The 25,681-nt window shown below is 56.3% G+C and carries 24 protein-coding genes; 1 reads left to right on the forward strand and 23 read right to left on the reverse strand.

What is annotated here, in order from left to right:
- Positions 1 to 61: 61 nt before the first annotated feature.
- Positions 62 to 1,048, reverse strand: a complete 987-nt coding sequence (locus tag BEN30_RS15790; protein ID WP_069959287.1) for a 2-hydroxyacid dehydrogenase — start codon at positions 1,046 to 1,048, stop codon at positions 62 to 64.
- A 275-nt stretch (positions 1,049 to 1,323) separates the two neighbouring features.
- Between BEN30_RS15790 and BEN30_RS15795 the strand changes: the two genes are divergently transcribed.
- Positions 1,324 to 1,896: an SH3 domain-containing protein gene (locus BEN30_RS15795; protein WP_084005638.1), complete on the forward strand. Its 573-nt coding sequence runs from the start codon at positions 1,324 to 1,326 to the stop codon at positions 1,894 to 1,896.
- A 65-nt stretch (positions 1,897 to 1,961) separates the two neighbouring features.
- Here BEN30_RS15795 and BEN30_RS18435 read toward each other — a convergent pair whose 3' ends face one another.
- The 22 genes from BEN30_RS18435 to miaB form a co-directional block, all read right to left on the reverse strand.
- Positions 1,962 to 2,144: a hypothetical protein gene (locus tag BEN30_RS18435; RefSeq protein ID WP_139135083.1), complete on the reverse strand. Its 183-nt coding sequence runs from the start codon at positions 2,142 to 2,144 to the stop codon at positions 1,962 to 1,964.
- Between the two features lie 368 nt (positions 2,145 to 2,512).
- Entirely contained in the window at positions 2,513 to 3,121 is a 609-nt protein-coding gene (locus BEN30_RS15800) for a DUF3501 family protein (RefSeq protein WP_069959288.1), read from the reverse strand.
- Between the two features lies 1 nt (position 3,122).
- Positions 3,123 to 4,481 carry a (Fe-S)-binding protein gene (locus BEN30_RS15805; RefSeq protein WP_069959289.1) on the reverse strand — a complete coding sequence of 453 codons (1,359 nt, stop codon included), beginning with the start codon at positions 4,479 to 4,481 and terminating at the stop codon, positions 3,123 to 3,125.
- 106 nt (positions 4,482 to 4,587) lie between these two features.
- Positions 4,588 to 5,004 (reverse strand): rubrerythrin family protein, encoded by a 417-nt coding sequence (locus BEN30_RS15810; protein ID WP_069959290.1) that lies wholly within the window; start codon positions 5,002 to 5,004, stop codon positions 4,588 to 4,590.
- A 154-nt stretch (positions 5,005 to 5,158) separates the two neighbouring features.
- Positions 5,159 to 5,566, reverse strand: coding sequence for an iron response transcriptional regulator IrrA (irrA, locus tag BEN30_RS15815; protein WP_069959291.1), 408 nt, complete (start codon positions 5,564 to 5,566; stop codon positions 5,159 to 5,161).
- A gap of 199 nt (positions 5,567 to 5,765) precedes the next feature.
- Positions 5,766 to 7,166, reverse strand: coding sequence for an NAD(P)H-dependent flavin oxidoreductase (locus BEN30_RS15820; RefSeq protein ID WP_407655977.1), 1,401 nt, complete (start codon positions 7,164 to 7,166; stop codon positions 5,766 to 5,768).
- A gap of 155 nt (positions 7,167 to 7,321) precedes the next feature.
- Entirely contained in the window at positions 7,322 to 9,457 is a 2,136-nt protein-coding gene (gene pnp / locus BEN30_RS15825; RefSeq protein WP_069959292.1) for a polyribonucleotide nucleotidyltransferase, read from the reverse strand.
- A 246-nt stretch (positions 9,458 to 9,703) separates the two neighbouring features.
- A complete protein-coding gene (gene rpsO, locus BEN30_RS15830) occupies positions 9,704 to 9,973 on the reverse strand; it encodes a 30S ribosomal protein S15 (protein ID WP_069959293.1) in 270 nt (89 codons plus the stop codon).
- A gap of 15 nt (positions 9,974 to 9,988) precedes the next feature.
- The gene (gene truB, locus BEN30_RS15835; RefSeq protein ID WP_069959294.1) at positions 9,989 to 10,939 is read right to left on the reverse strand and encodes a tRNA pseudouridine(55) synthase TruB; all 951 of its coding nucleotides are present in this window, start codon (positions 10,937 to 10,939) and stop codon (positions 9,989 to 9,991) included.
- 131 nt (positions 10,940 to 11,070) lie between these two features.
- Positions 11,071 to 11,514, reverse strand: a complete 444-nt coding sequence (gene rbfA / locus BEN30_RS15840) for a 30S ribosome-binding factor RbfA (protein WP_069959295.1) — start codon at positions 11,512 to 11,514, stop codon at positions 11,071 to 11,073.
- A 109-nt stretch (positions 11,515 to 11,623) separates the two neighbouring features.
- Positions 11,624 to 14,266 (reverse strand): translation initiation factor IF-2, encoded by a 2,643-nt coding sequence (infB, locus tag BEN30_RS15845; protein ID WP_069959296.1) that lies wholly within the window; start codon positions 14,264 to 14,266, stop codon positions 11,624 to 11,626.
- A 1-nt stretch (position 14,267) separates the two neighbouring features.
- Complete coding sequence (locus BEN30_RS15850; RefSeq protein ID WP_170827095.1) at positions 14,268 to 14,936, reverse strand: RNA-binding protein; 669 nt, start codon at positions 14,934 to 14,936, stop codon at positions 14,268 to 14,270.
- Positions 14,937 to 14,964: 28 nt separating this feature from the next.
- Positions 14,965 to 16,533 carry a transcription termination factor NusA gene (nusA, locus tag BEN30_RS15855; RefSeq protein ID WP_069959298.1) on the reverse strand — a complete coding sequence of 523 codons (1,569 nt, stop codon included), beginning with the start codon at positions 16,531 to 16,533 and terminating at the stop codon, positions 14,965 to 14,967.
- Complete coding sequence (gene rimP, locus BEN30_RS15860) at positions 16,530 to 17,027, reverse strand: ribosome maturation factor RimP (protein ID WP_069959299.1); 498 nt, start codon at positions 17,025 to 17,027, stop codon at positions 16,530 to 16,532. The genes nusA and rimP overlap by 4 nt, the downstream gene beginning before the upstream one ends.
- Positions 17,028 to 17,227: 200 nt before the next feature.
- A complete protein-coding gene (gene trmB, locus BEN30_RS15865) occupies positions 17,228 to 17,929 on the reverse strand; it encodes a tRNA (guanosine(46)-N7)-methyltransferase TrmB (RefSeq protein WP_069959300.1) in 702 nt (233 codons plus the stop codon).
- 13 nt (positions 17,930 to 17,942) lie between these two features.
- The gene (gene metK, locus BEN30_RS15870) at positions 17,943 to 19,130 is read right to left on the reverse strand and encodes a methionine adenosyltransferase (RefSeq protein WP_069959301.1); all 1,188 of its coding nucleotides are present in this window, start codon (positions 19,128 to 19,130) and stop codon (positions 17,943 to 17,945) included.
- 221 nt (positions 19,131 to 19,351) lie between these two features.
- Positions 19,352 to 19,846 (reverse strand): helix-turn-helix domain-containing protein, encoded by a 495-nt coding sequence (locus tag BEN30_RS15875; RefSeq protein WP_069959302.1) that lies wholly within the window; start codon positions 19,844 to 19,846, stop codon positions 19,352 to 19,354.
- Positions 19,847 to 20,015: 169 nt separating this feature from the next.
- On the reverse strand, positions 20,016 to 21,611 hold the full coding sequence (lnt, locus tag BEN30_RS15880; RefSeq protein WP_084005640.1) for an apolipoprotein N-acyltransferase: 1,596 nt from the start codon (positions 21,609 to 21,611) through the stop codon (positions 20,016 to 20,018).
- Positions 21,612 to 21,623: 12 nt separating this feature from the next.
- Positions 21,624 to 22,595 carry a hemolysin family protein gene (locus BEN30_RS15885; protein ID WP_245649073.1) on the reverse strand — a complete coding sequence of 324 codons (972 nt, stop codon included), beginning with the start codon at positions 22,593 to 22,595 and terminating at the stop codon, positions 21,624 to 21,626.
- A gap of 60 nt (positions 22,596 to 22,655) precedes the next feature.
- Positions 22,656 to 23,183 (reverse strand): rRNA maturation RNase YbeY, encoded by a 528-nt coding sequence (ybeY, locus tag BEN30_RS15890; protein WP_069959303.1) that lies wholly within the window; start codon positions 23,181 to 23,183, stop codon positions 22,656 to 22,658.
- Positions 23,180 to 24,265: a PhoH family protein gene (locus BEN30_RS15895; RefSeq protein ID WP_456085420.1), complete on the reverse strand. Its 1,086-nt coding sequence runs from the start codon at positions 24,263 to 24,265 to the stop codon at positions 23,180 to 23,182. The genes ybeY and BEN30_RS15895 overlap by 4 nt, the downstream gene beginning before the upstream one ends.
- On the reverse strand, positions 24,262 to 25,617 hold the full coding sequence (gene miaB / locus BEN30_RS15900) for a tRNA (N6-isopentenyl adenosine(37)-C2)-methylthiotransferase MiaB (RefSeq protein WP_084005641.1): 1,356 nt from the start codon (positions 25,615 to 25,617) through the stop codon (positions 24,262 to 24,264). Before miaB ends, BEN30_RS15895 begins: the two co-directional genes overlap by 4 nt.
- Between the last annotated feature and the right edge of the window lie 64 nt (positions 25,618 to 25,681).

Raw genomic sequence — 25,681 nt, forward strand, 5'->3', positions numbered from 1 at the left:
AATCAAAAAAGCGGCGCGCAAATTTTCATTTGCGCGCCGCTCATTTTTTTCTGCAAATAAATTAGATATCCGCCAAAACCCGATCAGGTGGGGAGTGCCCATCGGCGAAGGTTTTGATGTTGATCAGCACTTTTTCGCCCATGTCGATGCGACCTTCGCAGGTGGCCGAACCCATGTGCGGCAACAGCGTCACATTGGTGAGGCTGAGAAATTTCGGATTGATGGCGGGCTCATTTTCGTAAACGTCCAAACCCGCACCCGCGATGTCGCCTGCCTTCAACATGCGGATCAGCGCATTTTCGTCGATGATTTCACCGCGTGCGGTGTTGACGATGTAGGAATGCGGCTGCATCAGCTTCAAGCGCCGGGCCGACAACAAATGGTACGTCGCGGGCGTGTGCGGGCAGTTCACCGAAATGATGTCCATACGCGCCAGCATCTGGTCGAGGCTTTCCCAATAGGTGGCCTCCAATTCCCGTTCGACGTCGGCGTGCACACGGTTGCGGTTGTGATAGTGGATCGACAAGCCAAAGCCTTTGGCCCGTTTGGCCACCGCGCGTCCAATGCGGCCCATGCCGACAATGCCCAAACGCTTGCCGTGAATGCGATGACCCAACATCCAGGTGGGTTTCCATCCGGTCCACAGGCCATCGCGAAGCGCGCGTTCCCCTTCGACCAAACGCCTGGGCACCGCCAGCAACAACGACATGGTCATGTCGGCGGTGTCTTCGGTGAGAACGTCCGGGGTGTTCGTGACCATGATGCCGCGCTGGCGGGCGGTTGCCAGATCGATGTGATCGACGCCTGTACCGTAATTGGCCACCAGACGAAACTGTTCGCCAGCCTGAGCCAGGACGCCTGCGTCAATGTTGTCGGTAACGGTCGGCACAAGCACGTCACAGGTGCGCACGGCGTCGGCCAATTCGGCCTGCGTCATGGGGACATCGTCCAAGTTCAGGCGAACGTCGAACAATTCCATCATGCGGGTTTCGACCGGATCGGGAAGCTTGCGTGTAACGACCACTTTGGGCTTTTGGGTGCTCTTCATTTTGGCCCGCCCTGATGTAGGGCTCTTTCATCTCTACCTGGGGATAAAGCGCCTCCTCCCAGAAGCGCACGTCCTTGTTTGGGTACCAGCAAAGTCAAAGACTGTCCAGAACCATAACGCTTTTTTTGTCGTGTCCGTTTCTGGTGCCCGAATATTTTTATAGATACACGCGTTTCCTCCTTACAAATGAGGTTTTCGTCCTGCCCAAACGTCACGTTTATGAGCCCGCGTTAACCTGCTCTTCATGCGCTTGTGGTAAGCCGTTGAGGTATATCATGCCGTTACTCGACCAGCCCATGGGAGGGCTTTACCCCGTGTTTCGCTTCCGCACTCAATTCTTCTGTACCAAATCCGTTTTGCTCGTCTTTGCACTCAACGCCGCTGTCGGAATGGGTTTTGCTTTTCAGGCCCAGGCGCAAACGGCCGGGTCTGGCTTACCGCTGCCGCGCTTCGTGTCGTTGCGGGCCGGGGAAGTCAATTTGCGCACCGGACCGGGCGTTCAATATCCGGTCGAATGGGTGTATCGCAAATCGGGTCTGCCGCTGGAAATCATCGCCGAGTACAAAACCTGGCGCAAGGTCAGCGACTGGGAAGGCAGCCAGGGTTGGGTCCACCAAACCATGTTGTCATCCAAACGCAGCTTCATCATCACCGGCGGGACCCGCACCATTCACACCCAAGCCGATTCCAAGTCGCACCCGGTCGCCAGCGTGCAAGTGGGCGTGTCCGGTCAATTGATCGCGTGCCCCAGCGGAAACGAATTTTGTCGCATCGATGTCGAGGGCTTCGAGGGATGGCTCAATCGCGCAGATTTCTGGGGAATTTTGAAGGGCGAAGACTTTGAATAAAATTTTCTTATGATTTTTTCCGGTCCATAAGCATCACCAATAAAATATTGAATATATTGATAGATTCACTCTTTAGCCACAATCCCCATTTGATCCAGTCTCGCGCGACGCAGCGGCAATAGACAGTCCGCTTCCAGCCAACCGTTACCCGCAGATTTTATGGTTAATAATCCGTTAATTTTTGCATATTCGCCGTGTACAGGAAGCAACTGACGAGCAACCCCGTCACCGCCATTATGTTTTGACAACAGACTTTCCAAACTGCACCATGGATATTTATAAATTCGTTACAACCCTAATTTCAATGGGTTAGAGACCACCACCGCCACCAAATCTGGGCCAGAATTTTCCCTCAGGCCCTTGTCAAAGATCGCTTCGATCCCGCAATCATTGTTGTGAGCGCACGGGTGCCGCCGCGAGCTGAGGTCGGATATAGCGGCTAACCGATGGCAAAGATACTGACCCAGCAGGACACCCCCAATACGCCCCGAGCAGCCTTTTTGAACAGGCTATTCACGCTTTACGTTGAGGGTGCCGATGACGATGACGCAACTGGAGTGTCTGAATCTTTAGCGCAGAGATTCCGTAAACAGCCGATAAAGACTCGCGAAAACCCTCAGTCCAAATCAGCCGCCAAGGCGGCGCGCACGGGATTGGGCAGCTTGACCATATGACCGTAAGCGTCGTGACCGATGGCGAGGATGGCGACGGCATCGGATTGTTTGAAGGCTTCGGCCTGGGCATCGGTGAAGGGAAAATGCAGGAACTGGATGGACGACGCTTTGCCCTCTGCCGTGGTGCGGTCCACGTCGGCTTCCGGGACGGCGTCGATCTTAAAGGTCGCCCCCGCTGCGTCCGTCACAGACAAGCTGACCGTGTTTTCAACACCGCCCAATCCGGCCAGAAACTTGGCGCGACGGACTTCATCGTCAATTTCGAACATCAGCGTGCAGATCAACTCGCGGCCATTCGGAACAAGCGGATTGTAGGCTCTGAGTTCGTCTTCAATTTGAGCGTCGCCGCCTTTTTCAATGAACAGCATTTCATGGATTTGATGCCACATGGTGTCGTAGCTTTCAAAATACGCGGTGGCGTCCGGACCGATGTGCAAACGGCGATCTTTTTTCAGCACCGTTACGGCTTTGCGGCGCTCTTTGCGCACCGGTTCGTAGTCGGCCATGGGCATGATATCGTCGCGGGTGATTTCGTGGGCTTCACGGGACATCTTAAGATTCCTCCGTCGTCAGACCATAGGCGCGGGCCAAAAGTTGCACCGGATGGCGCAACGCCTTGCCGGGGCCTTCAATGGTTTTGTCTTTGCGTTCCAAGCCTTGAAGGATTTGATCGCGGGCCAAGGGGCATTCGGACACCACATAGGCGTTATCGACTTTGGCCGCATCACGAAACACCGGCGCGCCGATTTTCATGCCGACTTCAAAAAATTCTTTGGTGACGCCCCAAGACCCGCCATGGCCGGAGCACCGCTCAATGACGGTGATGTCCATTTCCGGGATCAGTTTCAGCAATTCTTGCGCCTTGCGGCCCATATTTTGCGCCCGCGCATGACACGCGATGTGCGCTGTCACGCCACCTTTCAAGGGTTTAAGACCATCGGCCAAGCCCTGTTTGGCAGCCAAATCGACCACGTATTCGGTGACGTCGAAGGTCGCCTGGCTCAAGGCTTTCACGTTTTCATCGTCCGGCTCAATCAACGGCCATTCGAATTTCAGCATCAACGCGCAGCTGGCCACCGGCACAACGATATCGTAACCTTCTGTAACATATGGCTTAAGCGACAAGGCAATGGCGCGGGCCTTGCCCGCCACCCGGGCCAAATCACCCTGTTCCAGTTGCGGCATGCCACAGCATTCGGGGTAGACGATTTCGGCATCAATGCCGTTTTTCGCCAGCACGGCGCGGGTGTCCAAAACAATGGCCGGATCGTTGTATTCGCCGAAACACGACGCATAAATCACCGCTTTGCGCACCCCATGGGCCGGGGCCGTTGTGTTGATTTCAAGGACTTGCGCTTTGGCTTGGGTGCGGCAGGTTTGCTTGGCAAAGGTTGGCAGCGCGGCGTCTTTGTGAACGCCGTGGGTGACTTGCATCACCGTGCGCGTCATGGTGTTGGAGCGTTCGGTTGCCCAGTTCGCCAGACCGGAAAGCTTGACGCCCAGGGGACCATTTTTGTCCATTTCGCCAAGCTGCTCTTGCTTTTTGTGGCCTTTGCCGTGCTTAAACTGATACGCGCGGGCGCGCAGCATCAAGTGCGGGAAATCCAAATCCCATTCATGGGGCGGGACGTAGGGACATTTGGTCATGAAGCACAAATCGCACAAGGTGCAGGCATCCACGACCTTCCAGTAATCGGCCTTGGCCACCCCGTCGATTTCTTCCGAGGGCGAATTGTCGATCAGGTCAAACAAGCGGGGAAAACTGTCACAAAGGTTAAAACAGCGCCGACACCCGTGACACAGGTCGAACACCCGTTCGAGTTCCGTGAACAATTTGGTTTCATCGACGAAATCCGCGTCACGCCATTTGATCGTATGACGTGTCGGTGCACCCATGCTGCCTTCGCTCATATCCCCACCTCAAAAACTCTAAAATAAATGTGATCTCAAGCTTAAACGCAGCGCGGGGGACTTTGCAACAAAGCCCCCCGCACTCAGAACCATTCAACCGAAGAACTTAATCCAGGTTGTCGAGCGCTTTTTGGAAGCGTCCGGCGTGTGATTTTTCGGCTTTCGCCAAGGTTTCAAACCAATCGGCGATTTCGTCAAAACCTTCATCGCGTGCGGTTTTCGCCATACCCGGATACATGTCGGTGTATTCGTGGGTTTCGCCAGCAATCGAAGCCTTCAGGTTTTCGCCGGTGGCGCCGATGGGCAGACCGGTTGCAGGATCGCCGGTTTCTTCCAAAAATTCCAGGTGGCCGTGTGCATGACCGGTTTCGCCTTCAGCGGTGGAACGGAAAACCGTTGCGACATCGTTGTAACCTTCAATGTCAGCCTTTTGAGCAAAATACAAATAACGGCGATTTGCCTGGGATTCACCGGCAAATGCCGCTTTCAGGTTTTCTTCGGTTTTGCTGTCTTTTAAGCCCATAGTGGCCTCCTCTGAACGCATGAATGCAAATAATAAGATTGGCACGCCATTATGATGGCGTCCATCCCAGAACTATAACCCTTTGAGTGAATGGGTCAACAAAAAGATAGAGCGCCTCTAAAAAGGCGCTCTATCCATTGAAATTAAATAGTTTTTAAGCTGCAGCCAAGCGAATCACAACGTCAATACCGGCAATCTTTGTGCCTTCGGGAACGTTGGGGAGCTGTGACAGCTGGACCTGACCACCGGGAATGTCTTCCAAATAGCCTGAACCTTCATGGAAAAAATGGCCGTGCTCGGTGGTTGTGGTGTCGAAATACGACCGGGTCGGGTCAACCACGATTTCGCGCAAAAGACTTGCTTCCGTAAACTGGTGCAGGGTGTTGTAAACCGTGGCAAGCGAAACGCGAATGGCGCTATCTTGGGCTTCGGCGTGAAGCATTTCAGCCGTGACGTGGCGTGCGCCATTTTCAAACAACAGCTTGGCTAACGCCAAGCGTTGGCGGGTGGGCCGCAAACCTGCGGAGCGAAGCTGTTCGAGGACTTGTGCGTAAGGTCTCATGATAACTCCCATCTGACTGACGGCATTATGCTTGATCCTGACCCCCCCTGGCCTTGACCCGGATCAAACACACTCCACTTTCTCAAAGTTCTAAACAGGTACCTTGAGATTATACTCATTGTAGTTCACTTAAGCATATATTGATTTACCACGCAAAAATAAAAAACCATTATTAATTTATGGTTATTTGCGGAACCAATCAATCGCCCGTGACGATCCGATCCACCAACTGCTTAACGGTGGGAATAAAGCCGTTCGCATAAAATGGATCCTGAGCAAATTTGTAGGCATTGTGACCTGCAAACATCAAACTTTTGTCCAGATCACCGCCATGAGCCGCCAATTGCAGAGCTTTTTGAATGCAAAATGAGCGCGGGTCGGCGCGTTTGCCGGTGGTGCCTTCGGCGTTGTCAGCCCAATTGGAAAACCGGCACTGGCTCAAACAACACATGCATTCCGCTTGGCTTTTCAATATTTCTTGAGATTTCTCCGGGGTCACAAACACCATGGTCTCGTCCGGCGTTTTCATGGCTTCGGACTGGCCCGCTGCAATCCAGGCTTGGGCGCGGGGCAGATCTTCAGGCTTCACATAATGAATGCGCTGGCGCGGGCCCAACGGCAATTCTGCCGTAAAGGGCGCTTCGCCGGCCTTGGCCCGGTATTCAATCTGGCGCTCGGAACGTTCCACCAAATCTTGCAGGAACGGATTTCGCACGGCGGACGAATAAAAGCCCGTCGGACTGAATTGATTTAGGTACACATCGCCATCTTTAAGCGTCAAAAGACGATCTTTCCACGCCTGCATGATCGGGCTTTCCTGGGTCAACAGCGGACGGGTGCCAAATTGGAACGCCACCGGGCCCAGCTCGTCATTGTCCAACCAGTTTTCCCAGTCGCGCAGGAACCACACCCCGCCCGCCATGACGATGGGCACGCGGTTCAAGCCATAGCCGTTCATCACCTTGCGCAAATCGACACAGCGCTGATACGGGTCTTGCGGCTCATTGGGGTTTTCGGCGTTGGACAGGCCATTATGGCCGCCAGCCAGCCACGGGTCTTCGTAGACCACGCCGCCCAACAGCTCTGCATAATCTTTGTAAGAGCGCCGCCACAAGGCATTGAACGCACGCCCGGACGAAACGATCGGATAATAATGAATGCCGTATTGCGCAGCGATTTCAGCCACTTTGTAAGGCATCCCCGCACCGCACGTGATGCCGTGGACCAATTCGCCCACTTGTTCCAAAACGCCGTGCAAAATCGGCACGGTGCCGCCGGCTTCCCACAACACGTTCATATGGATACGGCCTGCACCGCCGGAGACGTCGCGGGCAATCTTCGCTTGTTCGATACCGCCTTGAATGGCGTAGGTTTTCAGCTCTTCAAACCGCTCAGAGCGGGTTTTTCCATGATAAACCTGAGGAATATAAGTGCCGTCTTCGGCATAACTGTCTGGGTTCACGCATGAAAATGTGCCAATGCCACCTGCCTTGGCCCACGCCCCGGCCGTTGTTCCATTGGACACGGCAACACCTTTGCCGCCTTCAACCAGGGGCAAGACTTCTTTTCCCGACATTTTAAAGGAATTGAGCGTTTTCACGGAACCTCCGGGTCATCGGCCCCTTCCTCTGAAGGGGGGTCACAGTATGAGCATACATAACTATGACAATAGAATGTGGTCACTTTTCGGCTATGTCCATAAAATACGGGGCGGCCACCTTTATCATAGGAAGCCGCCCCACACTTTTCTACGGATCAATCGGCTTTTTGTTCCGGCACAATTTCGAGGCCAGTTTCTTGATCGACCACTTTCATGGACAGCTTCACTTTGCCGCGATCGTCGATTCCGATCAACTTGACCTTAATCTGCTGGCCTTCGCTCAGCACGTCGGTGACTTTTTCGACCCGGCGGTTGGCCAGTTCGGAAATGTGCACCAGGCCATCGCGCGGACCCATGAAGTTCACAAACGCGCCAAAGTCCATGATTTTCACGACTTTGCCGTTATAGATCGCGCCGACTTCCGGCTCTGCCACAATGCCTTTGACCCAATCGATGGCCGCTTGCATGGCGGTGGCGTCAACAGCGGCAACTTTCACGGTGCCGTCGTCGTCGAGATCAATTTTAGCGCCGGTGGTTTCGCAAATTTCGCGAATAACCTTGCCGCCCGCGCCGATAACGTCGCGGATTTTGTCTTTGTTGATCTTGAAGGTTTCGATGCGCGGTGCCGTCGCGGCAACGCTGTCACGGCCATGATCGATGGTGTGACCCATTTCGCCAAGGATGTGCATACGCCCAGCCTTCGCTTGATCCAAAGCATCTTCCATGATTTTCGGCGTGATGGACGTGATTTTGATGTCCATCTGCAAGGACGTGATGCCCTTTTCCGTACCGGCAACCTTGAAATCCATGTCGCCCAGGTGATCTTCATCACCCAAGATGTCCGACAAAATCGCAACGCCGGTTTCTTCTTTGATCAAGCCCATGGCGATACCCGCCACCGGACGCAGCAGCGGAACGCCCGCATCCATCAGCGCCAAAGAGGCCGAGCACACGGAAGCCATCGACGAAGAGCCGTTGGATTCGGTGATTTCAGACACCACGCGGATGGTGTAGGGGAAATCTTCCTTGGACGGCAACACCGGATGGATGGCACGCCAAGCGAGCTTGCCATGGCCGACTTCACGACGACCCGTTGCGCCAAAGCGCCCCGCTTCACCGACCGAGTAGGGCGGGAAGTTGTAGTGCAGCATGAAGTTGGTGCGATACGAACCTTCGAGGGAATCGATGATCTGCTCGTCCGAACCCGTGCCCAGCGTCGCAACGCCAATGGATTGGGTTTCGCCACGGGTGAACAACGCCGAACCGTGCGAACGCGGCAACACGCCGACTTCGGTCACGATGGGACGCACCGTCTTGGTGTCGCGGCCATCGATGCGCACGCCGGTTTCCAGGATGGACAAACGCACAATGCTTTTTTCCACGGACTTAAAGGCATCGCCCAAAGTCGTTTCGAGCAATTCTTTGGCAAAATCGCCAGATTCGCTGACGGTTTGGGTAACGGTGTCTTTGACCGCGGCCACAGCGCCTTGACGTTCGAGCTTATCGGAAATCGTGTAAGCAGAACGCAAGCCAGCTTCGGCCAATTCTTTAACTTTGGCTTTGAGGCCATCGACGCCTTCGGGAGCACCGGGGATTTCCATCGGTTCTTTGGCACAATGTTCGGCCAATTCGATGATGGCTTCGATCACCGGCTGGAAGCCTGTGTGACCAAAAGCCACCGCGCCCAACATCACTTCTTCGCTGAGCTCGGAAGCTTCGGATTCAACCATCAACACGCCGTCTTTGGTGCCCGCGACCACCAGGTCGAGATCGGATTCAGGCAACACGTCCAGCATCGGATTGAGCACGTATTCGCCGTTGATGCGGCCCACGCGTGCGCCACCGATGGGACCCATGAAGGGCGCACCGGAAATGCACAACGCCGCCGAGGTGCCGACCATGGCCACGATATCGGGATCGTTTTCCATGTCGTGCTGCATCACGGTGCAGATGACCTGAACTTCATTTTTGAAGCCTTTGGCGAACAACGGACGGATGGGGCGATCGATCAGGCGCGAGGTCAACGTTTCTTTTTCCGAAGGACGGCCTTCGCGCTTGAAGAAGCCACCCGGAATGCGACCGGCGGCATAGGTTTTTTCTTGGTAGTGAACGGACAAGGGGAAGAAGTCGATGCCGGGGCGTTCGGTCTTTTCCGCGACCACGGTGCACAACACTTTCGTTTCGCCGTAGGTCACCATCACGGCACCACTGGCCTGACGAGCGATCTTGCCGGTTTCCAGCACCAGCGTGCGGCCACCCCATTCGAGTTCTTTCCTGAATTCTTTAAACATACTTAGCTTTCCTTCATAAGAATAAGGCAGGCCTATTGCTGTTTTGCCTACCAATGGTTCCTGCCTTGCCCGTCCCGGCCATCCGGTAACGGGTGCGACTATTCAGGCCATAACCCTTTGGGGTCCATACCCTGCAGGTCCTGGCCATCCAAGTCTTGGTCTTTTCATTCGGGCTGAAGTGTTAAATGCCGCGCGTCAACAAAAAGACCAACGGCCAGCTCCTTTGGAGAGCTGGCCGCAAGCACCTTAACGGCGCAGGCCGAGGCGCTTGATCAGGGTCTGATAGCGCGTTTGGTCTTTCCGTTTGGTGTAATCCAAAAGGCGACGGCGCAGACCAACCATGATCAGCAACCCGCGGCGCGAGTGGTGATCTTTTTTGTGGATCTTGAGATGTTCGGTCAAGTTCAAAATCCGTTCGGTGAGAACAGCGACTTGAACTTCGGGAGAACCGGTATCTTCCGGCTTAATGGCGTATTCTTTGATGAGCTCTTGTTTGCGCTCTGCGGTAATCGACATCGTGTACTCCTATATTTAAAGATTAAGGACACGGATCGGACGGATTTCCCCGCCTTCGATCCTAGCCAGAGCCAGCGGCACAGTGCCCTCCATAACAACAACGGTTTGTCCAAACGCCACCTTCACATCGGGTGATCGACTGAGAACCGCCATTGCCGGAGCGGGCATGCCGTGTCGCATGTTTCCGGCCTCGGCTTCCGTCAAGGCCAGCGCCGGGATGTCGTCCAGCGCGGTCATAATCGGAAGCACAGCTTCTTCGAGGCGCGCACTATGCCCCATGGACTCTAAGGAATCCAGCGAAATAACTTGGTTTTCGGTGAACGGACCGGCTTGGGTGCGACGCAAATCGGCAACATAGCCAACAGTCCCCAGGCGCGCCGCCAAATCGCGGGCTAACGACCTGATATAAGTACCTTTTCCACATTTTACATCGATCACGGCCAGATCCGCCTCGGGCATCTCAACCAAGGTGATTTTGTCGATGTGCACGGCGCGGGACTTCATTTCCAGCGCGGGTTCGTCCCCATTTTGCGCGTGGGCCAATTTTCGGGCCAGTTTATAGGCGCGCTCGCCATCAATTTTGAGGGCCGAGAAAATGGGAGGAACTTGTTCAATATCGCCTTCGAACTCGGGCAACACGGCTTCGATTTCTTCTGCCGTCGGACGCACGTCGGAGGTTTCGGTGACTTGGCCTTCCGCATCCAAGGTGGTGCGGGCCTCGCCAAACCGCACCCAGCAGCGATAGGCTTTTTGACCGTCCATCACAAACGACATGGTTTTGGTGGCTTCGCCCAGCGCAATGGGCAACACGCCGGTTGCCAGCGGGTCAAGGGTGCCGCCGTGGCCGGCCTTTTGCGCATTCAGCAAAAACCGCACCTTGCCCACCGCCTGGCTGGAACTCATGCCCTTGGGTTTGTCGAAAGCGACCCAACCGTGAACCGGCAGGCCTTTGCGTTTACGCGCCATGAATTTTATCTCTGCCCCAAATGCGTGGGCCGCACGGTCGGCGGCAGGTCACAAACATCGCATTAAATCGCTATATGGATTGCGTCGTCATTGCGAGGAGCAACGCGACGAAGCAATCCAGAGCCGAACTCTTACTCTTCTTCATTCGCCCCATCGTCGAGCTCGTCGTCGTGATGAAGATCGCGCGCGACCTCTGGGCTGTGCAGCAACGCGTCGATGTGACCGGCAAAATCAAACGACGGGTCGTGTTCGAAATGCAAGATCGGGGCGTAGCGCAAGTTCACCTTGCGCACCACTTCGTGGCGCAAGAATTTTGACGCCCGACGGAGCGCGTCGAGAACTTCTTTCACCGCTTCCCCATCACCGCCGCCCAACGGCGTCACAAAACAGGTGGCGTGCTTCAAATCGGGACTGGTGCGCACTTCGGTGACGGTGACCGGCGTGCTCGCCAAGGTCGGATCGCGCAAATCGCCGCGCTCCAAAATCCATGCCAACGCATGGCGCACTTCTTCGCCCACGCGCAACTGGCGCTGGCTGGGGCCTTTGGCCGTATGATGGGTGCCGTGGCGGGTCATGACGATTGCCCTATCGATTGCTCTGGCGGTGAATGCCTGAGCACATGTTCGCAGCGAAAACGCTGTGAGCTCCGCATCCGAACCGGTTGCGGAGCTCACGACGTCTAAATTATTCTTCAAGCTTGCGTGCCACTTCGATCACGTCGAAGCACTCAATGATATCGCCTTGTTTGATGTCATCGTAGTTGGCGAAAGACATCCCGCATTCGGTGCCTTCTTTCACTTCCTTCGCATCATCCTTAAAGCGTTTGAGCTGGCTCAACTCGCCTTCATGAATAACCACATCGTTGCGCAGCAAGCGAACCTTGGAGCCGCGCTTGACCATGCCGTCGGTGACCATACAGCCGGCAACCTTGCCAACCTTGGACACCGCAAACACTTCGCGAATTTGGGCGTAGCCGAGGAATTGTTCTTTCAACGTCGGCGCCAACATACCGCTCAACGCGTTGCGCATGTCGTCAATGGCGTCATAGATGATCGAGTAGTAGCGAATATCGACGCCATCGCGCTTGGCCAAATCACGGGCCTGCGCATTGGCGCGCACGTTGAAGCCCATGATGAAGCCCCCCGATGCGCGGGCCAAAATGACGTCCGATTCGTTGATGCCGCCGACCGCACCGTGGAGAATTTGCGCTTTGACTTCGTCGGTGCCCATTTTTTCCAAGGCCGCAGAAATGGCTTCCAAAGACCCGTGCACGTCGGCTTTGACGACGATCGGCAAGGTTTGGGCTTCGCCTTCTTTGATCTTTTCGAACATTTGTTCCAAGGTTCCGCGACGTCCCGCAGCAGAACGCAGATCACGTTTTTTGCGGGTGCGGTATTCGGTGACTTCACGGGCGCGCGCTTCGTCGACGACCACAACCACTTCATCGCCTGCGTCAGGGGTGCCGTTGAGGCCGAGAATTTCCACCGGCATCCCAGGCACGGCTTCTTCGATTTGCTGGCCGTGATCATCGATCAAGGCGCGCACACGGCCCCATTCGGAACCTGCAACAAAGATATCGCCGCGCCGCAAGGTGCCGCGTTGAATAAGCGCGGTGGCAACCGAGCCACGGCCCTGTTCAACTTTGGCTTCAACAATAACGCCTTCGGCAGGACGGTTCGGGTTGGCCTTAAGATCAAGGATTTCCGCCTGCAACAAAATCGCTTCTTCCAGCTTGTCCAAGCCGGTGCGCGATTTCGCCGAAACGTCCACGGCCAACACTTCGCCGCCCATTTCTTCCACCACGATTTCGTGCTGCAACAACTGTTGGCGCACTTTGCCCGGGTTGGCGTCGGGCTTGTCGCATTTGTTGATGGCGACGATGATCGGCACGTTTGCGGCCTTGGCGTGGTGAATGGCTTCAATGGTTTGTGGCATCACGCTGTCGTCAGCTGCCACCACCAAAATAACGATATCGGTGACTTTGGCGCCACGTGCACGCATGTCGGTGAACGCGGCGTGACCCGGCGTATCGACGAAGGTGATCTTCGCGCCACTTTCCAGTCTCACCTGATAGGCACCGATGTGCTGGGTGATGCCGCCCGCTTCGCCGCCCGCCACATCGGTGGTGCGCAGCGCATCAAGCAAGGACGTTTTACCATGATCGACGTGACCCATAACGGTGACCACCGGAGGACGGCGGATCATGTCCGCATCCTCATCAACGATCCCGCCGAGGCCGGTTTCAACGTCGGCGTCGGAAACGCGTTGCAGGTTATGACCGAATTCCGTCACAACCAGTTCCGCAGTGTCGGCGTCGATGATTTGATTGACGGTCGCCATGACCCCCATCTTCATCAGTTCACGCACCACGTCCACGCCCCGCTCGGCCATACGATTGGCCAGCTCTTGCACGGTGATGGTTTCGGGAACGACCACGTCACGGACGATTTTCTTGTTTTCCGCGCGCGCCATTTGCTGGCGCTGTTTTTCTTTTTCACGCTTGCGTTTGACCGACGCCAAAGACCGCTGACGTTCTTCGGTCGCGCCTTCGCTCAAAGCCGATGAAATGGTCAGCTTGCCCGCACGACGGCGTTCATCGCCACGGCTGCGCGACGGCGGCACAACGGCACCTTCGCCCTTGTTGTCGCCTTTGGCATCACCTTTCGGCTTTTTGACTTTTTTGGCTTTTTTGGCGTCTTCTTTGGCTTTTTCCGGATCGGGCAAAGAGGCCGGATCAACGTCTTGGGAACGCGGTGCCGGGCGCGCAGGAGCCGCACGCACCGGGCCGCTCGCAGCCGCCGGAGCCTCGTTAACAACGGGCTCAGCGCTCTGGCTTCCCTCGGCTTTCGCCTGGGCCGCTTCGGCCGCGGCTTGTTTGGCTTTTTCAGCTTCTTCGATGGCGCGACGTTCGGCTTCTTCGGCAGCACGCTTTTGTTCTTCGATGGCGCGGATCTTGGACCCTTCAAGCGCCTTGGCGCGGGCTTCGCGTTCGCTGTCGGTCAGATTGTCGTCATGCTGAACGGGCGGCGTCGGCGGGGTCACATGAGCCGGCTGCTGAACGGGCGCCGCAGGGGCCTCGATCGGGGCAAAGGGCGACGGTTCGCGAACCTGCGCCATCTTGCCGTTGGCGTCCTGAGCGTAGGTGCGTTTTTTCTTCACCTCAACCGCGACCATTTTGGAGCGGCCATGCGAAAAACTCTGCTTCACCGTCCCGGCGTCAACAGTCTTTTTCAGCTCGAGCGTGCCGGGCCGCTTAAGAGTCAGCGGTTTTTTTCCGGTTTCGCCTGCTTCGCTGCCGTTTGTCTTGCTGTCGTTTGTATCGCTCATGTCACTCCGTTTTCGAGCTTAGCCCGAATTGGTCGGCTTTATTTTCTGGTCCGCCCAGGTTCACGTTACCTGCGAGCGGTTGGTCCAAAACACCTGCCAAGCGGCGGGCGTCTTGCAAAAATGCTTTGGCCATTTTGCCCTGCGATATCACCGCATGCACGGCATTATCGCGGCCAATGGCCCGGCCTATTTCTTCGGCCGTAAACAACGCCACAACCGCCACACCGGGGGCCAGGCGCATCACTTTTTCACGTCCGTCTTCACCGCCATCGGCGGCTTCGATCAAAACACCAGGGGCGTTGCCCTTGGCTGTACCTTTGCCTTTGACGCTGGCGCGGACATTGTCATAGCCCTGCACCAAGTCACCGGCGCGGCGCGCCAGACCGATCCGGTCCAAACAGCGCGCCCGCAACAACCGGGCGACATCGGCAACCAACGTATCGGTCACTTTGGCCCGAGCCTTCGCCGCACGGGCAAAAGACCCTTTGGCTGCCGCCGTTTTTAGCATATCCAGCCGCGCGGACAACCATAATCCCCGACCCGGCAGTTTTCCGGCAACATCAAACACCACAACGTCGTCCGGTCCGATGACAAAACGAAGCATTTCTGCGCACGGTTTTGTCTCTCCCGAAACGAGGCAGCGACGCTCTGGACCAAGAGCCTTGCTCACTCTTGAACCCTCCGCCCTGCCAGGTGCCTTATTCGCCTTCACCTTCGCTGGCGGCTTCACCAGCATTTTCGTCTTCAAACCAGTGCGCGCGCGCCAACATGATGATCGCGTTGGCTTGCTCTTCGTTCAATTTCACCAGCGGCGGCATCATTTCGACCAGCTCGTCACCGGCCAAATCGGCCAAGTCGTCACGGGTTTTGACACCCTTTTCGCCGAGCGCCACGGCAATTTCCGCCGTTACGCCTGCGATTTCGAACAACTCATCGGCAACACCCAAATCCCGGCGCTTTTCGTTCAGTTCTTCGTCGCGACGTTCCAGGTAGCCCCGTGCGCGCATGCGCAGCTCTTCGGCCACATCTTCGTCAAAGCCTTCGATGGAGGTCAATTCTTCCACCGGCACGAATGCCACTTCTTCGATGGACGTGAAGCCTTCGGTCACCAACAGGTGGGCAATCACATCGTCCACGTCGAGCGCTTCGATGATCAACTGGGTGCGGGCTTGGAATTCAAGCTGACGACGTTCAGATTCTTCGGCCTCGGTCAGAATGTCGATGTTCCAACCCGAAAGCTGGGACGCCAAGCGCACGTTCTGGCCGCGCCGCCCGATGGCCAGGCTCAACTGATCGTCGGGCACCACCACTTCGATGGTGTTCTTTTCTTCGTCCAACACCACCTTGACCACTTCTGCCGGGGCCAAAGCGTTGACGATGAAGGTCGCGGGATCGGGGGAATACTGGATGATGTCGATTTTTTCACCCTGCAATTCGCCCACCACGGCCTGCACGCGCGAACCGCGCATACCGATACACGGACCGACCGGATCGATGGAGCTGTCGTTGCTTTTCACGGCGATTTTCGCACGCGATCCGGGATCGCGGGCGGCGGACATGATTTCGATCACGCCGTCATAAATTTCCGGGACTTCCTGGGCAAACAATTTGACCATGAAATCGGGATGGGTGCGCGACAGGAAAATCTGCGGACCGCGTTGTTCTTCGCGCACGTCCATGATGTAGGCACGAACCCGGTCGCCATTGTTGAAATGTTCGCGCGGAATTGTTTCATCGCGGCGCATCAACGCTTCGCTGCGGCCCAAATCGACCACCACATTGCCAAATTCGATGCGCTTGACGATGCCGTTGACCACTTCGCCGATGCGATCTTTGTATTCTTCGTATTGACGCTTGCGTTCGGCTTCACGCACTTTTTGCACGATCACTTGCTTGGCGGTTTGTGCGGCAATGCGGCCAAAATCGATAGGCGGCAAAGGATCGATGATAAATTCGCCAACCACGGCATCGGGCTTTTTGCGCAGCGCGCGCGCCAATGGCTGCTGGGTATGATCGTTTTCGATTTCCGCATCATCAGCCACCACTTCCAAGTAGCGCGCCAGCGTGATCTCACCGGTGTTCCTGTCAATGTGGGCGCGAATGTCGTGCTCGTGGCCGTATTTTGAACGACCTGCACGTTGAATCGCTTGCTCCATAGCGTCCAAAACTTCGTCGCGATGAATGCCTTTATCGCGGGCCACCGTATCGGCGACGGTCAAAAGTTCGGGGCGCACGTGAACGCCGGTGGTCTGAATGGTGTTGCTCATTTGGTCTGCTCCGTGGCGGCCGCCGCGATCAATTCGTCGGTCAGCATCAGTTTCGCACGTTGTACGTCTTCGAATGCGAGCGTGTGTGGTTCATCTTCTTCGCACTCGATTAAAATTCTTTGCTCTTCATCAAGCCCCAACAGGCGCCCTAAATAACGTTTGCGCCCATCAATGCCCGTCTTCAATTCAATCTTCACATCAAACCCAGCCCAGGTCTGATAGTCTTGCAAACGCGTCAGCGGACGATCGATGCCCGGAGAACTGACCTCTAAGGTAAATTCCCCTTCGATCGGGTCTTCCACATCCAAAACAGCCGATATGGACCGGCTGATGGTGGCGCAATCTTCGACATCTATGCAGGTGCCGTCGGCGCGTTCCGCCATGATTTGCAGCCTTGGATGCTTGGCCCCCGTGATCTGCACGCGCACGATTTCATAACCCTGATCTTTAATCGTGGGCGTGATCATCTTTTGAATGCGTTGGGCCAGATCCATGAGTGCCGAGTGCCTTAACGTTTTAACGAACATTCACGCTGTCGTTTAGGTAACAAAAAAGGCGGGGCCCTTTCGGGACCCACCCCATTGTCTGATCCCTGCCAGACAGCGAGACTTGATTAACGTGAGGGGTTTCTACACCCAAGACAGGCGAAACGCAAGAGCTTGTTGCACGGTACTCTGGCCCCTCAGCCCCTGCGTTATCCGGTTCGGGGCTTACGGCGAAAGCGCAGATACACAATGGTGTCACCCGCCAGACGCTTTTGTTCGTAGCGGGTACCGATCCAGTCTTCGGGCGGTTCGCGCCAATCTTCGGGGCCTTCGGCCATCCACTCAAAATCCGGGTGGCGGCTGACGTGGGCCAAGGCCCAACGCACATAGCCCATATGATCAGAGGCCAGGCGAAATTCGCCGCCGTCTTCAAGCATCCGCGCCAGATCGTCCAAAAACGGCGTCTGGATCAAGCGCCGCTTGTGATGCTTGGTCTTGGGCCACGGATCGGGAAACAGTACAAACACCCGCGCCAGAGAACCGTCTGGAAAGTCCGGAAAAATATCGCGCGCGTCATCGGCGTGGATGCGCACGTTTTCGGAACCGTCGTTATCGAGCTGGCTCAAAAGCTTGCCGACCCCGTTCAAAAACGGTTCACAGCCGATAAAGCCGATGTCGGGATGGGCTTTGGCTTGCTGAGACAGATGTTCACCGCCGCCAAAACCGATTTCCAGCCACAACGCTTTTGTGCCGGGCGGAAATTGATCGGGTATCGGCGTGCCGCTTTTCACTTGAAGACGCGGCAACAGATCGTCCATCAAACGTTCGCGGCCGGGACGTTGCTTTTTGCCACGCCGCCGGCCGTAGGAACGCAGATATCCAGGATCTGTGTTAGGGCTGTCGGAAGTCATCAACGGTTCGTTCTTAGAACGCCCCTTTGATGGCGTCCGCGATGTCGGTCTTTTCCCATGAGAAGCCGCCGTCGCCGTCCGGCTGACGACCAAAATGGCCATACGCCGCGGTGCGCGCATAAATCGCCCGGTTGAGCCCTAAATGGGTGCGAATGCCGCGCGGCGACAAATCGACCAATTCTTGAAGAATTTTCGACAACTTGTCTTCATCCACGCTTCCGGTGCCATGGGTATCGACATAAACCGACAACGGATGCGACACGCCGATGGCGTAAGCCAGCTGGATGGTGCACTTGTCGGCCACCCCGGACGCCACCACGTTTTTCGCCAAATAACGCGAAACGTAAGCCGCCGAGCGGTCGACCTTGGTGGGATCTTTGCCCGAGAACGCGCCGCCGCCATGCGGAGCCGCACCGCCGTAAGTGTCGACGATGATTTTGCGCCCGGTCAGGCCGCAATCGCCATCGGGTCCGCCGATCACGAACTTGCCGGTCGGGTTGATGTAGATTTCTTCGCGCGGCGGCATCCATCCTTCGGGCAACACATGCTTGATGTGCGGCATCACGATGGCGGCCACTTCTTCTTGGCTCAACCCTTCGGCGTGCTGGGTCGACACAACGACTGAGGTCGCGCCAACCGGTTTGCCGTTCACATATTGCAGCGTCACCTGGCTTTTCGAATCGGGACCGATCCCCGCATCCGCGTCGGAATGACGGGCATCCGCCATGGAGCGCAGAATTTCGTGCGAGAAATAAATGGGTGCGGGCATCAAAACTTCGGTTTCGCGACACGCAAAGCCAAACATGATGCCTTGATCGCCGGCCCCTTCGTCCTTGTTGCCGCTGGCATCCACGCCCTGGGCAATGTCCGCAGATTGCGCATGCAAGTGAATTTCGACGCTGGCGGTTTCCCAATGAAAGCCATCTTGCTCATAGCCGATGTCTTTCACGCATTCGCGAGCAATTTGTTCGATACGGTCTTTGTCGACGTTGCCTTTGGCATCCACCAAGGGAGCCGGGCCACGGACTTCACCGGCCAACACAATGCGGTTGGTGGTGGTGAGTGTTTCGCAAGCCACGCGGGCTTCTGGGTCGGCAGCCAAAAAAGCGTCGACCACGCCGTCGGAGATGCGATCACAGACCTTATCTGGGTGACCTTCGGAAACGGATTCGGATGTAAAGAGATAATCGTTTTTAGACACGGCATTTTCCCCGTCAAAAAGTTAAGTCCAACGGACCCGGGGTGTGTGCTGAATATGAGCCGAAGCCCGGTGCCATACCACACCCACTTAGCCTTTTTTTACGTGGTGGCAAGCGGTCCAAATCCGTCCACGTCTTGTCTTAGGTACACATGCAAATACAGCACGAACGCCGAGGTTTCAAGCCCGACGCCCGCACTTGTTACATATTTTAAGGCTGTTGATCAATCGTCCAGATCAAGATCCGCCCCGCCGTCAACTCCGGCAGCGTTGGCAATCGACTTGGTCAATTCAAACACCCGCTTGCGCACTTTGGGATCTTCGATGCGGTAGTAGGCCCGCACCAATTCCAAGGTTTCGCGGCGCGCCATTGGGTCACCTGCTTGCACGACTTCAATTTCTTCGGCGCGGCTGGCCATGGCGTAATCGCCGCGCGTCTTTTGCACTTCGCCGGGCATTTCCTCGAAAAAGTAGCTGACCGAAACGTCAAGCACGTTGCTCAACTGGTACAGACGACTGGCACCGATACGGTTTGCGCCGCGCTCGTACTTTTGAATTTGCTGAAACGTCAGACCGACAGCCTCGCCCAGCTTTTCCTGGCTCATGCCAAGCAGCGTACGGCGTTGACGGAGACGTGCCCCAACATGAACATCAACGGGACGCGGTGTGCCAAGGGGGGGCCTATCTTCTGGCTTTAAAGCGGATGAGTTCGCAGCCATTTGTGGGGGGATCCTTTTGGTCTATGAGAGTATGCGGTAAATTATAACAACACTAAAGTGTCTGGCTTTTGGTAGCTTCGTCTTACCCCTGACACGTGTGTTGGTCAAGGACCGTTTCCCTCTCCTGTTCATTATATGGTATGCAATCTTTGGTTACGCAATGCGTGATTTATACTCTTTTTTGGGCAGGACGTCGGCGGCCCACAAAAATTCCACCCAAGAGCATTGCAATAGACAGCCCCACGGGCAGTCCGTTTCCCAACTGCGCGTACAATCCCGGATGGTCCAAAGCAACGGGTAAGTCACCGTCGATAAAGCCTTTTTCACTTAAAGGCAGGCTTTCCCGAACCCGCCCGTAGGCATCGACAATGGCCGAAATTCCCGTAAACGCAACCCGCACCAGAGGCAGGCCTTCTTCAACCGCACGCAGGCGCGCACTCACGAAGTGTTGATGAGGCCCGGCGGTCTTTCCGTACCAGGCATCATTGGTCAGGTTCAAAATCCACTGGGGTCGCTGCAGTGGATCGGTGATGGCATGGGGAAAAATAACCTCATAACAAATCAGCGGCGCCACCGGTGGCAAGCCCTTGAGCATCAGCGTCCGAGGCCCGGCACCCGGCGTAAAACCGCCTTGTCCTTGGGTGATTTTATCCAAGGGCAGCCAATCGGCAAACGGCACGTATTCGCCGAACGGCACCAAGTGGAACTTGTCATAATGTGCGGTGAGGGCGCCATCACTGTCAAAAGCCAATAGTGAATTTGCAACCTTAAAGGGTTCTCCTTGGGCCGACACGGCGCGCGGCGCACCCAAAATGGTCAAGCCACCGGGGGGCGTGGTTGAGGCCACCACCTTGCGCCACTGGGCCTGATTTTCGATGAAAAACGGGGCTGCGGTTTCCGCCCAAATGATGTGAGTGGGTGGCGGCCCGCCGTTCTTGGGCGGGGCCGTCGCCAAATCAATCTGGGCAAACATATTGCGTTCGCGCAGTTCCGGTTTCCACTTTTCGCGCTGAGAAATGTTGGGCTGGATCAGGCGCAACCGCACGTCGGGCACGACGGCCGTACTTACCGGGATCAAACCGGGGGCCAACCGCTGTTCGCCCACACCCCACATGAACACCAAGCCCAACAGTGAAAAGCCCGTAAGCAGCCGGGCACTGCGTCCCGGCTCTATCAGCGCGGCAAAAGAGGCTGCCACCAGCACGGTGAGCAAACTTTGACCAAAAACGCCCACATACGCCGCCCCTTGCATCATCTCAGCGGACACCGCCCAGACGCTGCCCACCGGGTTCCATGGCAGACCTGTAAAGATCCAACTGCGGACCCATTCCAACAGCGTCCACGATCCGGCCAAAACCAGCGCCTTGGCGCTGAATGTGCCGGGGATCACCTGCACAACCCACGCATTCACGGCCCCAAACAGGCCCAGACCAAAGGCAAAGCCGAACATGGAAATCGGAATCAACCAGGCGAACTTATCGGCCTCGACCAACAGCGCGAACGACACCCAATACAGGCTGGCGCCAAAAAAGCCTGCGCCGAACCACCATCCCAGAACAAACGCCCGCCACCGACTGGACGCATTCCCAATCAGCCACAAGAAACCGCTAAAGGCGGGGATCAAAAGATAAATTTGATACGTTGGCGGCATCGCCAATACCGCCAGCGCGCCCAACACAAACGCCAGTGCGCGCGCTTGCCAACGACCCAACCCGCGCACCCATGTGTGCACGCGGGACAGCCCCCGAACCAGAACCGTGCGCACCTGGATCAAGGCTTAGTCCCCGCTCATTTTAGCGGGCATGGACTTTAAGGTGTCTGTGATGAGGTCGGGGTTTTCAGGATCGAAGCCCGACAAAGAGTCCGGAACGCGGACCCGTAACTTTTTGATGCGACGCGGATCAACGTCCAACACTTCGAATTCCAGGCCGCTGGCATGGGTCAGCAGTTCGCCCCGCGACGGAACCCGCCCGGCGATGGAAAAAACCAAACCGCCCAAGGTGTCGATTTCGTCTTGCTCGTCTTCACTAAAGACCTTCACCCCCAACGCGGCTTCCATTTCTTCCAGCGGTGTGCGCGCGCCGGCAATCCAGGTGCCGTCGGCACGTTTTTCCATCGACGGCTTTTCGTCTTCATCAAATTCGTCTTCGATTTCACCGACGATTTCTTCGACCAAATCTTCAATGGTCAACAGGCCGTCAACACCACCAAATTCGTCAACCACCAACGCCATGTGAACGCGCTTCACCCGCATTTCCAAAAGCAGTTCCAAAACATGCATGGACGGCGACACAAACAGCACCGGACGCACAATCGTCGAGGCGCTGAAATCGGCATCGCGCCCCCGCCACACCAAAACATCTTTGACGTGAACAATGCCGAACGCATCGTCCAAGGTTTCCCGGTACAGCGGCATGCGCGAGTGCGCTTCTTCGGTGATCAACGCGACCAGGTCGGCCAGAGAGGCATCGACCTTGGCGGCAATGATATCGGCGCGCGGCACCATCACATCGGCAACGGTTTGGTCTTTCAGCTCCAAAATGTTGAGCAGCAGCTGACGTTCATCAGCGCCGAGCGATTCCTCACCGATTTCGGCATCTTCGATCAGATCTTCCAGCACATCGCGCGCGCTCTCGCCGTTGCGACCCCAAATGCGGTTGAGCATGGTTTTAAAGGCGGATTTTTCATGCCGACCGTCTTGATCTGTATCAACACGCGTCGGCTCAATAGACGATGGCTCATCGTTCATCGGGTTCGGGTCGTCCTTTTCTGTCGTCTTGGTCTAAAATAACGTCGTCGTTTAAGGTCTTCAATCTTTGTCTTCGTACGGGCTGCTGATCCCGAGGCCCGCCAAGATGCTCACTTCCAACGGCTCCATCTCTTGGGCCTGAGCCTCGCTTTCATGATCGAAGCCCAACAAGTGCAGCATACCATGAACCATCAGGTGAGAAAAATGGTCCGCCAGCGGCTTGCCTTGCTCTTGGGCTTCTTGCACCAACGTCTCAAACGCCAGCACGATGTCGCCCAACAACATCGGTGCGCCGTCGGGCAAGTCATCGCTGGGCGGTGCCGCAAACGACAGCACGTTGGTCGGTTTGTCTTGCGCGCGCCAGTTTTTGTTCATCACCTGGACGGCGGCGTCATTGGTGAGCAGCACGCTGATTTCCCACTGCGCTTCGTCTTCGTCTTCAACTTCCGCACCCGCCGCCACGGCGGCGGTGATGGCGACGCGACACCGTTTGTCAAAATCGGGCAGAGCCTCGCTCCACCCGCCTGCATCAACGGCAATATCAATCCAAAGGTCAGGGGTCGGCGCCAGGTGTGAGGTGGGGTTCATGATTTTTTGTCGCTCTTTCTATCGACTTCGTTTTCGTGTTCGTATGGCGCACTGGAGCGGCGACGTTTTTCGACGGCGTCGTAAGCATTGACGATGCGCGTCACAATAGGATGACGAACCACGTCGGAAGCGTTGAATTCAACAAACGCAATGCCTTTAACATCAGTCAAAATGTCCCACGCATCGCGCAGGCCGGAGCGAATGCCGCGCGGCAAATCGACCTGGCTCAAATCACCCGTCACCACCATGCGGGCGTTTTCGCCCAGGCGGGTCAAAAACATCTTCATCTGCACCGCGGTGGTGTTTTGCGCTTCATCCAAAATAACGAATGCATTGGCCAAGGTGCGCCCGCGCATAAACGCCAGCGGCGCCACTTCAATTTCCCCGTTTTCCAGTCGTTTTTCCACTTGATCGGCGGGCAGCATGTCATACAGCGCGTCATACAAGGGGCGCAGATAGGGATCGACTTTTTCCTGCATGTCGCCGGGCAAAAAGCCCAACTGCTCGCCCGCTTCGACCGCCGGGCGCGACAGGATGATCCGGTCCACGTCGCCGCGCACCAGCAATTCCACCGCCTTGGCCACCGCCAAATAGGTTTTGCCGGTGCCCGCCGGACCGGAGCCGAACACCAATTCACACTCATCAATGGCTTTTAAGTACGCCGCCTGGGTGGTGGAGCGCGGCGAGATCACACGCCGCTTGGTGTGCACTTCGACGTTCACGTCGGAAATCTTTCCACCGGGCTGCGCGCTCATGCGCAAAGCCGCCGCGACTTCATCTGTACCGACCATTCCGCCTTGGGCCAAGCGATCATAGAGCCGCACCAAAATGCGTTCGGCCATGGTCACCGCGGACGCCGTGCCGGTGATGGCCAAATCCGCGCCGCGCGGCGCGATTGTGACGCCCAGCCCGGTTTCCAGCTGCACCAGATGGACCGAGTGCGCACCGAACAGCGCTTGTGCCAATTGATTGTCGGCAAAGGTCAAACGGGCGGTTTGCGGTTCAGCCGATTCTCTTTTGGTGCCCATAATGGGCTTGGGCTTGGCTTTGGCCTTGGTGGCCAGTCTGGGTTGTTTGCTCACGCGCACGCTTTCTGGTTATCTTTTTCCAACGTCCCCAGCAGAGAATTTGGGCCCGCAGACGTTATGGTGACATCAACGATGCGGTTCATCAATGGCTCAGACGTGTTCACCACCACGGCTTGCATATAGGGGCTGCGACCGATCAGCTGACCGGGTTTTTTGCCCGTTCGGTCCAGCAATACCGGCAAGGTTTTGCCCACACACGCCGCATTGAACGCCAGCGTTTGCGCATTGAGCACAGCTTGCAATTCGGCCAACCTCTCCGTTTTGACCGCTTCGTCGATTTGTAAATCCATCAGCGCCGCCGGGGTGCCGGGGCGTGGTGAATACTTAAATGAATAAGCCTGAATAAAGGTCACGTCTTCGATCAGTTTTAAGGTGGCGCGAAAATCCGCATCCGTTTCGCCCGGAAAGCCGACGATGAAATCCGACGACAACGCCAGATCGGGGCGGGCAATACGCAATTTATCGACCAGAGCGCGATACTCATCAACGCTGTGATTGCGGTTCATGGCTTTGAGCACCCGGTCTGATCCCGCCTGCACCGGCAAATGCAAATAGGGCATCAACTTGGCCACGTCTTTGTGCGCCGCAATCAAATCATCATCGACTTCGGCCGGATAACTGGTGGTGAAACGCAACCGTTCCAGGCCATCGATTTCGGCGGCTTCGCGGATCAAACGCGCCAAGCTCCAGGTCGAGCCATCGGATGCTTCGCCGTGATAGTTGTTGACGTTTTGTCCCAAAAAGGTGATTTCCAGCGCCCCCGCCTGAACCAAATTGCGGGCCTCACTCAACACCGCGCCGGCGGGGCGGGAATATTCGGCCCCGCGCGTATAGGGCACCACACAATAGGTGCAGAACTTGTCGCAGCCTTCTTGAATGGCCAAAAATGCGGTGGCACCGTCGACCGTGCGGTCTTGGGGCAGAGCGTCGAATTTGCTTTCTTCGGGAAAGTCCGTATCCAGTTGTTGGCCGCTGGCACGGGTGGCTTCGGCGACCATTTGCGGCAAACGATGATAGGTTTGCGGACCGAACACCATATCGACATAAGGCGCGCGTTTCAAAACCTCTTCGCCTTCCGCCTGGGCCACGCAGCCGGTCACCGCCAGCACCATACGCCGACCATCGGCGGCCATGGCTTCTTTTTGTTTGCGCAGCCGACCCAGTTCTGAATACACCTTTTCGGCCGCTTTTTCGCGGATGTGACAGGTGTTCAAGATGACCATGTCGGCGCCGTCGGTGGTGTCCCACGGGACAAACCCAAGCGGGCTCAAAACCTCGGCGATTCGCTCGGAATCGTAGACGTTCATCTGACAGCCATAGGTCTTTATGTGGAGCTTCTTCGCCACGCCGCTTTTGTCCTCACAAACTCAAACCATAAAAATGCAAATAGGGGCCGAAGCCCCAGATTTC

The organism is Magnetovibrio blakemorei, from assembly GCF_001746755.1.
GTDB classification, from domain to species: domain Bacteria; phylum Pseudomonadota; class Alphaproteobacteria; order Rhodospirillales; family Magnetovibrionaceae; genus Magnetovibrio; species Magnetovibrio blakemorei.

What these genes read in the sequence shown, in the direction of transcription:
- BEN30_RS15790 (WP_069959287.1), bottom strand. Translation starts at nt 1,048, where the DNA reads ATGAAGAGCACCCAAAAGCCCAAAGTGGTCGTTACACGCAAGCTTCCC.
- BEN30_RS15795 (WP_084005638.1), top strand. Translation starts at nt 1,324, where the DNA reads ATGCCGTTACTCGACCAGCCCATGGGAGGGCTTTACCCCGTGTTTCGC.
- BEN30_RS15800 (WP_069959288.1), bottom strand. Translation starts at nt 3,121, where the DNA reads ATGTCCCGTGAAGCCCACGAAATCACCCGCGACGATATCATGCCCATG.
- BEN30_RS15805 (WP_069959289.1), bottom strand. Translation starts at nt 4,481, where the DNA reads ATGAGCGAAGGCAGCATGGGTGCACCGACACGTCATACGATCAAATGG.
- BEN30_RS15810 (WP_069959290.1), bottom strand. Translation starts at nt 5,004, where the DNA reads ATGGGCTTAAAAGACAGCAAAACCGAAGAAAACCTGAAAGCGGCATTT.
- irrA (WP_069959291.1), bottom strand. Translation starts at nt 5,566, where the DNA reads ATGAGACCTTACGCACAAGTCCTCGAACAGCTTCGCTCCGCAGGTTTG.
- pnp (WP_069959292.1), bottom strand. Translation starts at nt 9,457, where the DNA reads ATGTTTAAAGAATTCAGGAAAGAACTCGAATGGGGTGGCCGCACGCTG.
- rpsO (WP_069959293.1), bottom strand. Translation starts at nt 9,973, where the DNA reads ATGTCGATTACCGCAGAGCGCAAACAAGAGCTCATCAAAGAATACGCC.
- truB (WP_069959294.1), bottom strand. Translation starts at nt 10,939, where the DNA reads ATGGCGCGTAAACGCAAAGGCCTGCCGGTTCACGGTTGGGTCGCTTTC.
- rbfA (WP_069959295.1), bottom strand. Translation starts at nt 11,514, where the DNA reads ATGACCCGCCACGGCACCCATCATACGGCCAAAGGCCCCAGCCAGCGC.
- infB (WP_069959296.1), bottom strand. Translation starts at nt 14,266, where the DNA reads ATGAGCGATACAAACGACAGCAAGACAAACGGCAGCGAAGCAGGCGAA.
- nusA (WP_069959298.1), bottom strand. Translation starts at nt 16,533, where the DNA reads ATGAGCAACACCATTCAGACCACCGGCGTTCACGTGCGCCCCGAACTT.
- rimP (WP_069959299.1), bottom strand. Translation starts at nt 17,027, where the DNA reads ATGGATCTGGCCCAACGCATTCAAAAGATGATCACGCCCACGATTAAA.
- trmB (WP_069959300.1), bottom strand. Translation starts at nt 17,929, where the DNA reads ATGACTTCCGACAGCCCTAACACAGATCCTGGATATCTGCGTTCCTAC.
- BEN30_RS15875 (WP_069959302.1), bottom strand. Translation starts at nt 19,846, where the DNA reads ATGGCTGCGAACTCATCCGCTTTAAAGCCAGAAGATAGGCCCCCCCTT.
- BEN30_RS15885 (WP_245649073.1), bottom strand. Translation starts at nt 22,595, where the DNA reads ATGAACGATGAGCCATCGTCTATTGAGCCGACGCGTGTTGATACAGAT.
- ybeY (WP_069959303.1), bottom strand. Translation starts at nt 23,183, where the DNA reads ATGAACCCCACCTCACACCTGGCGCCGACCCCTGACCTTTGGATTGAT.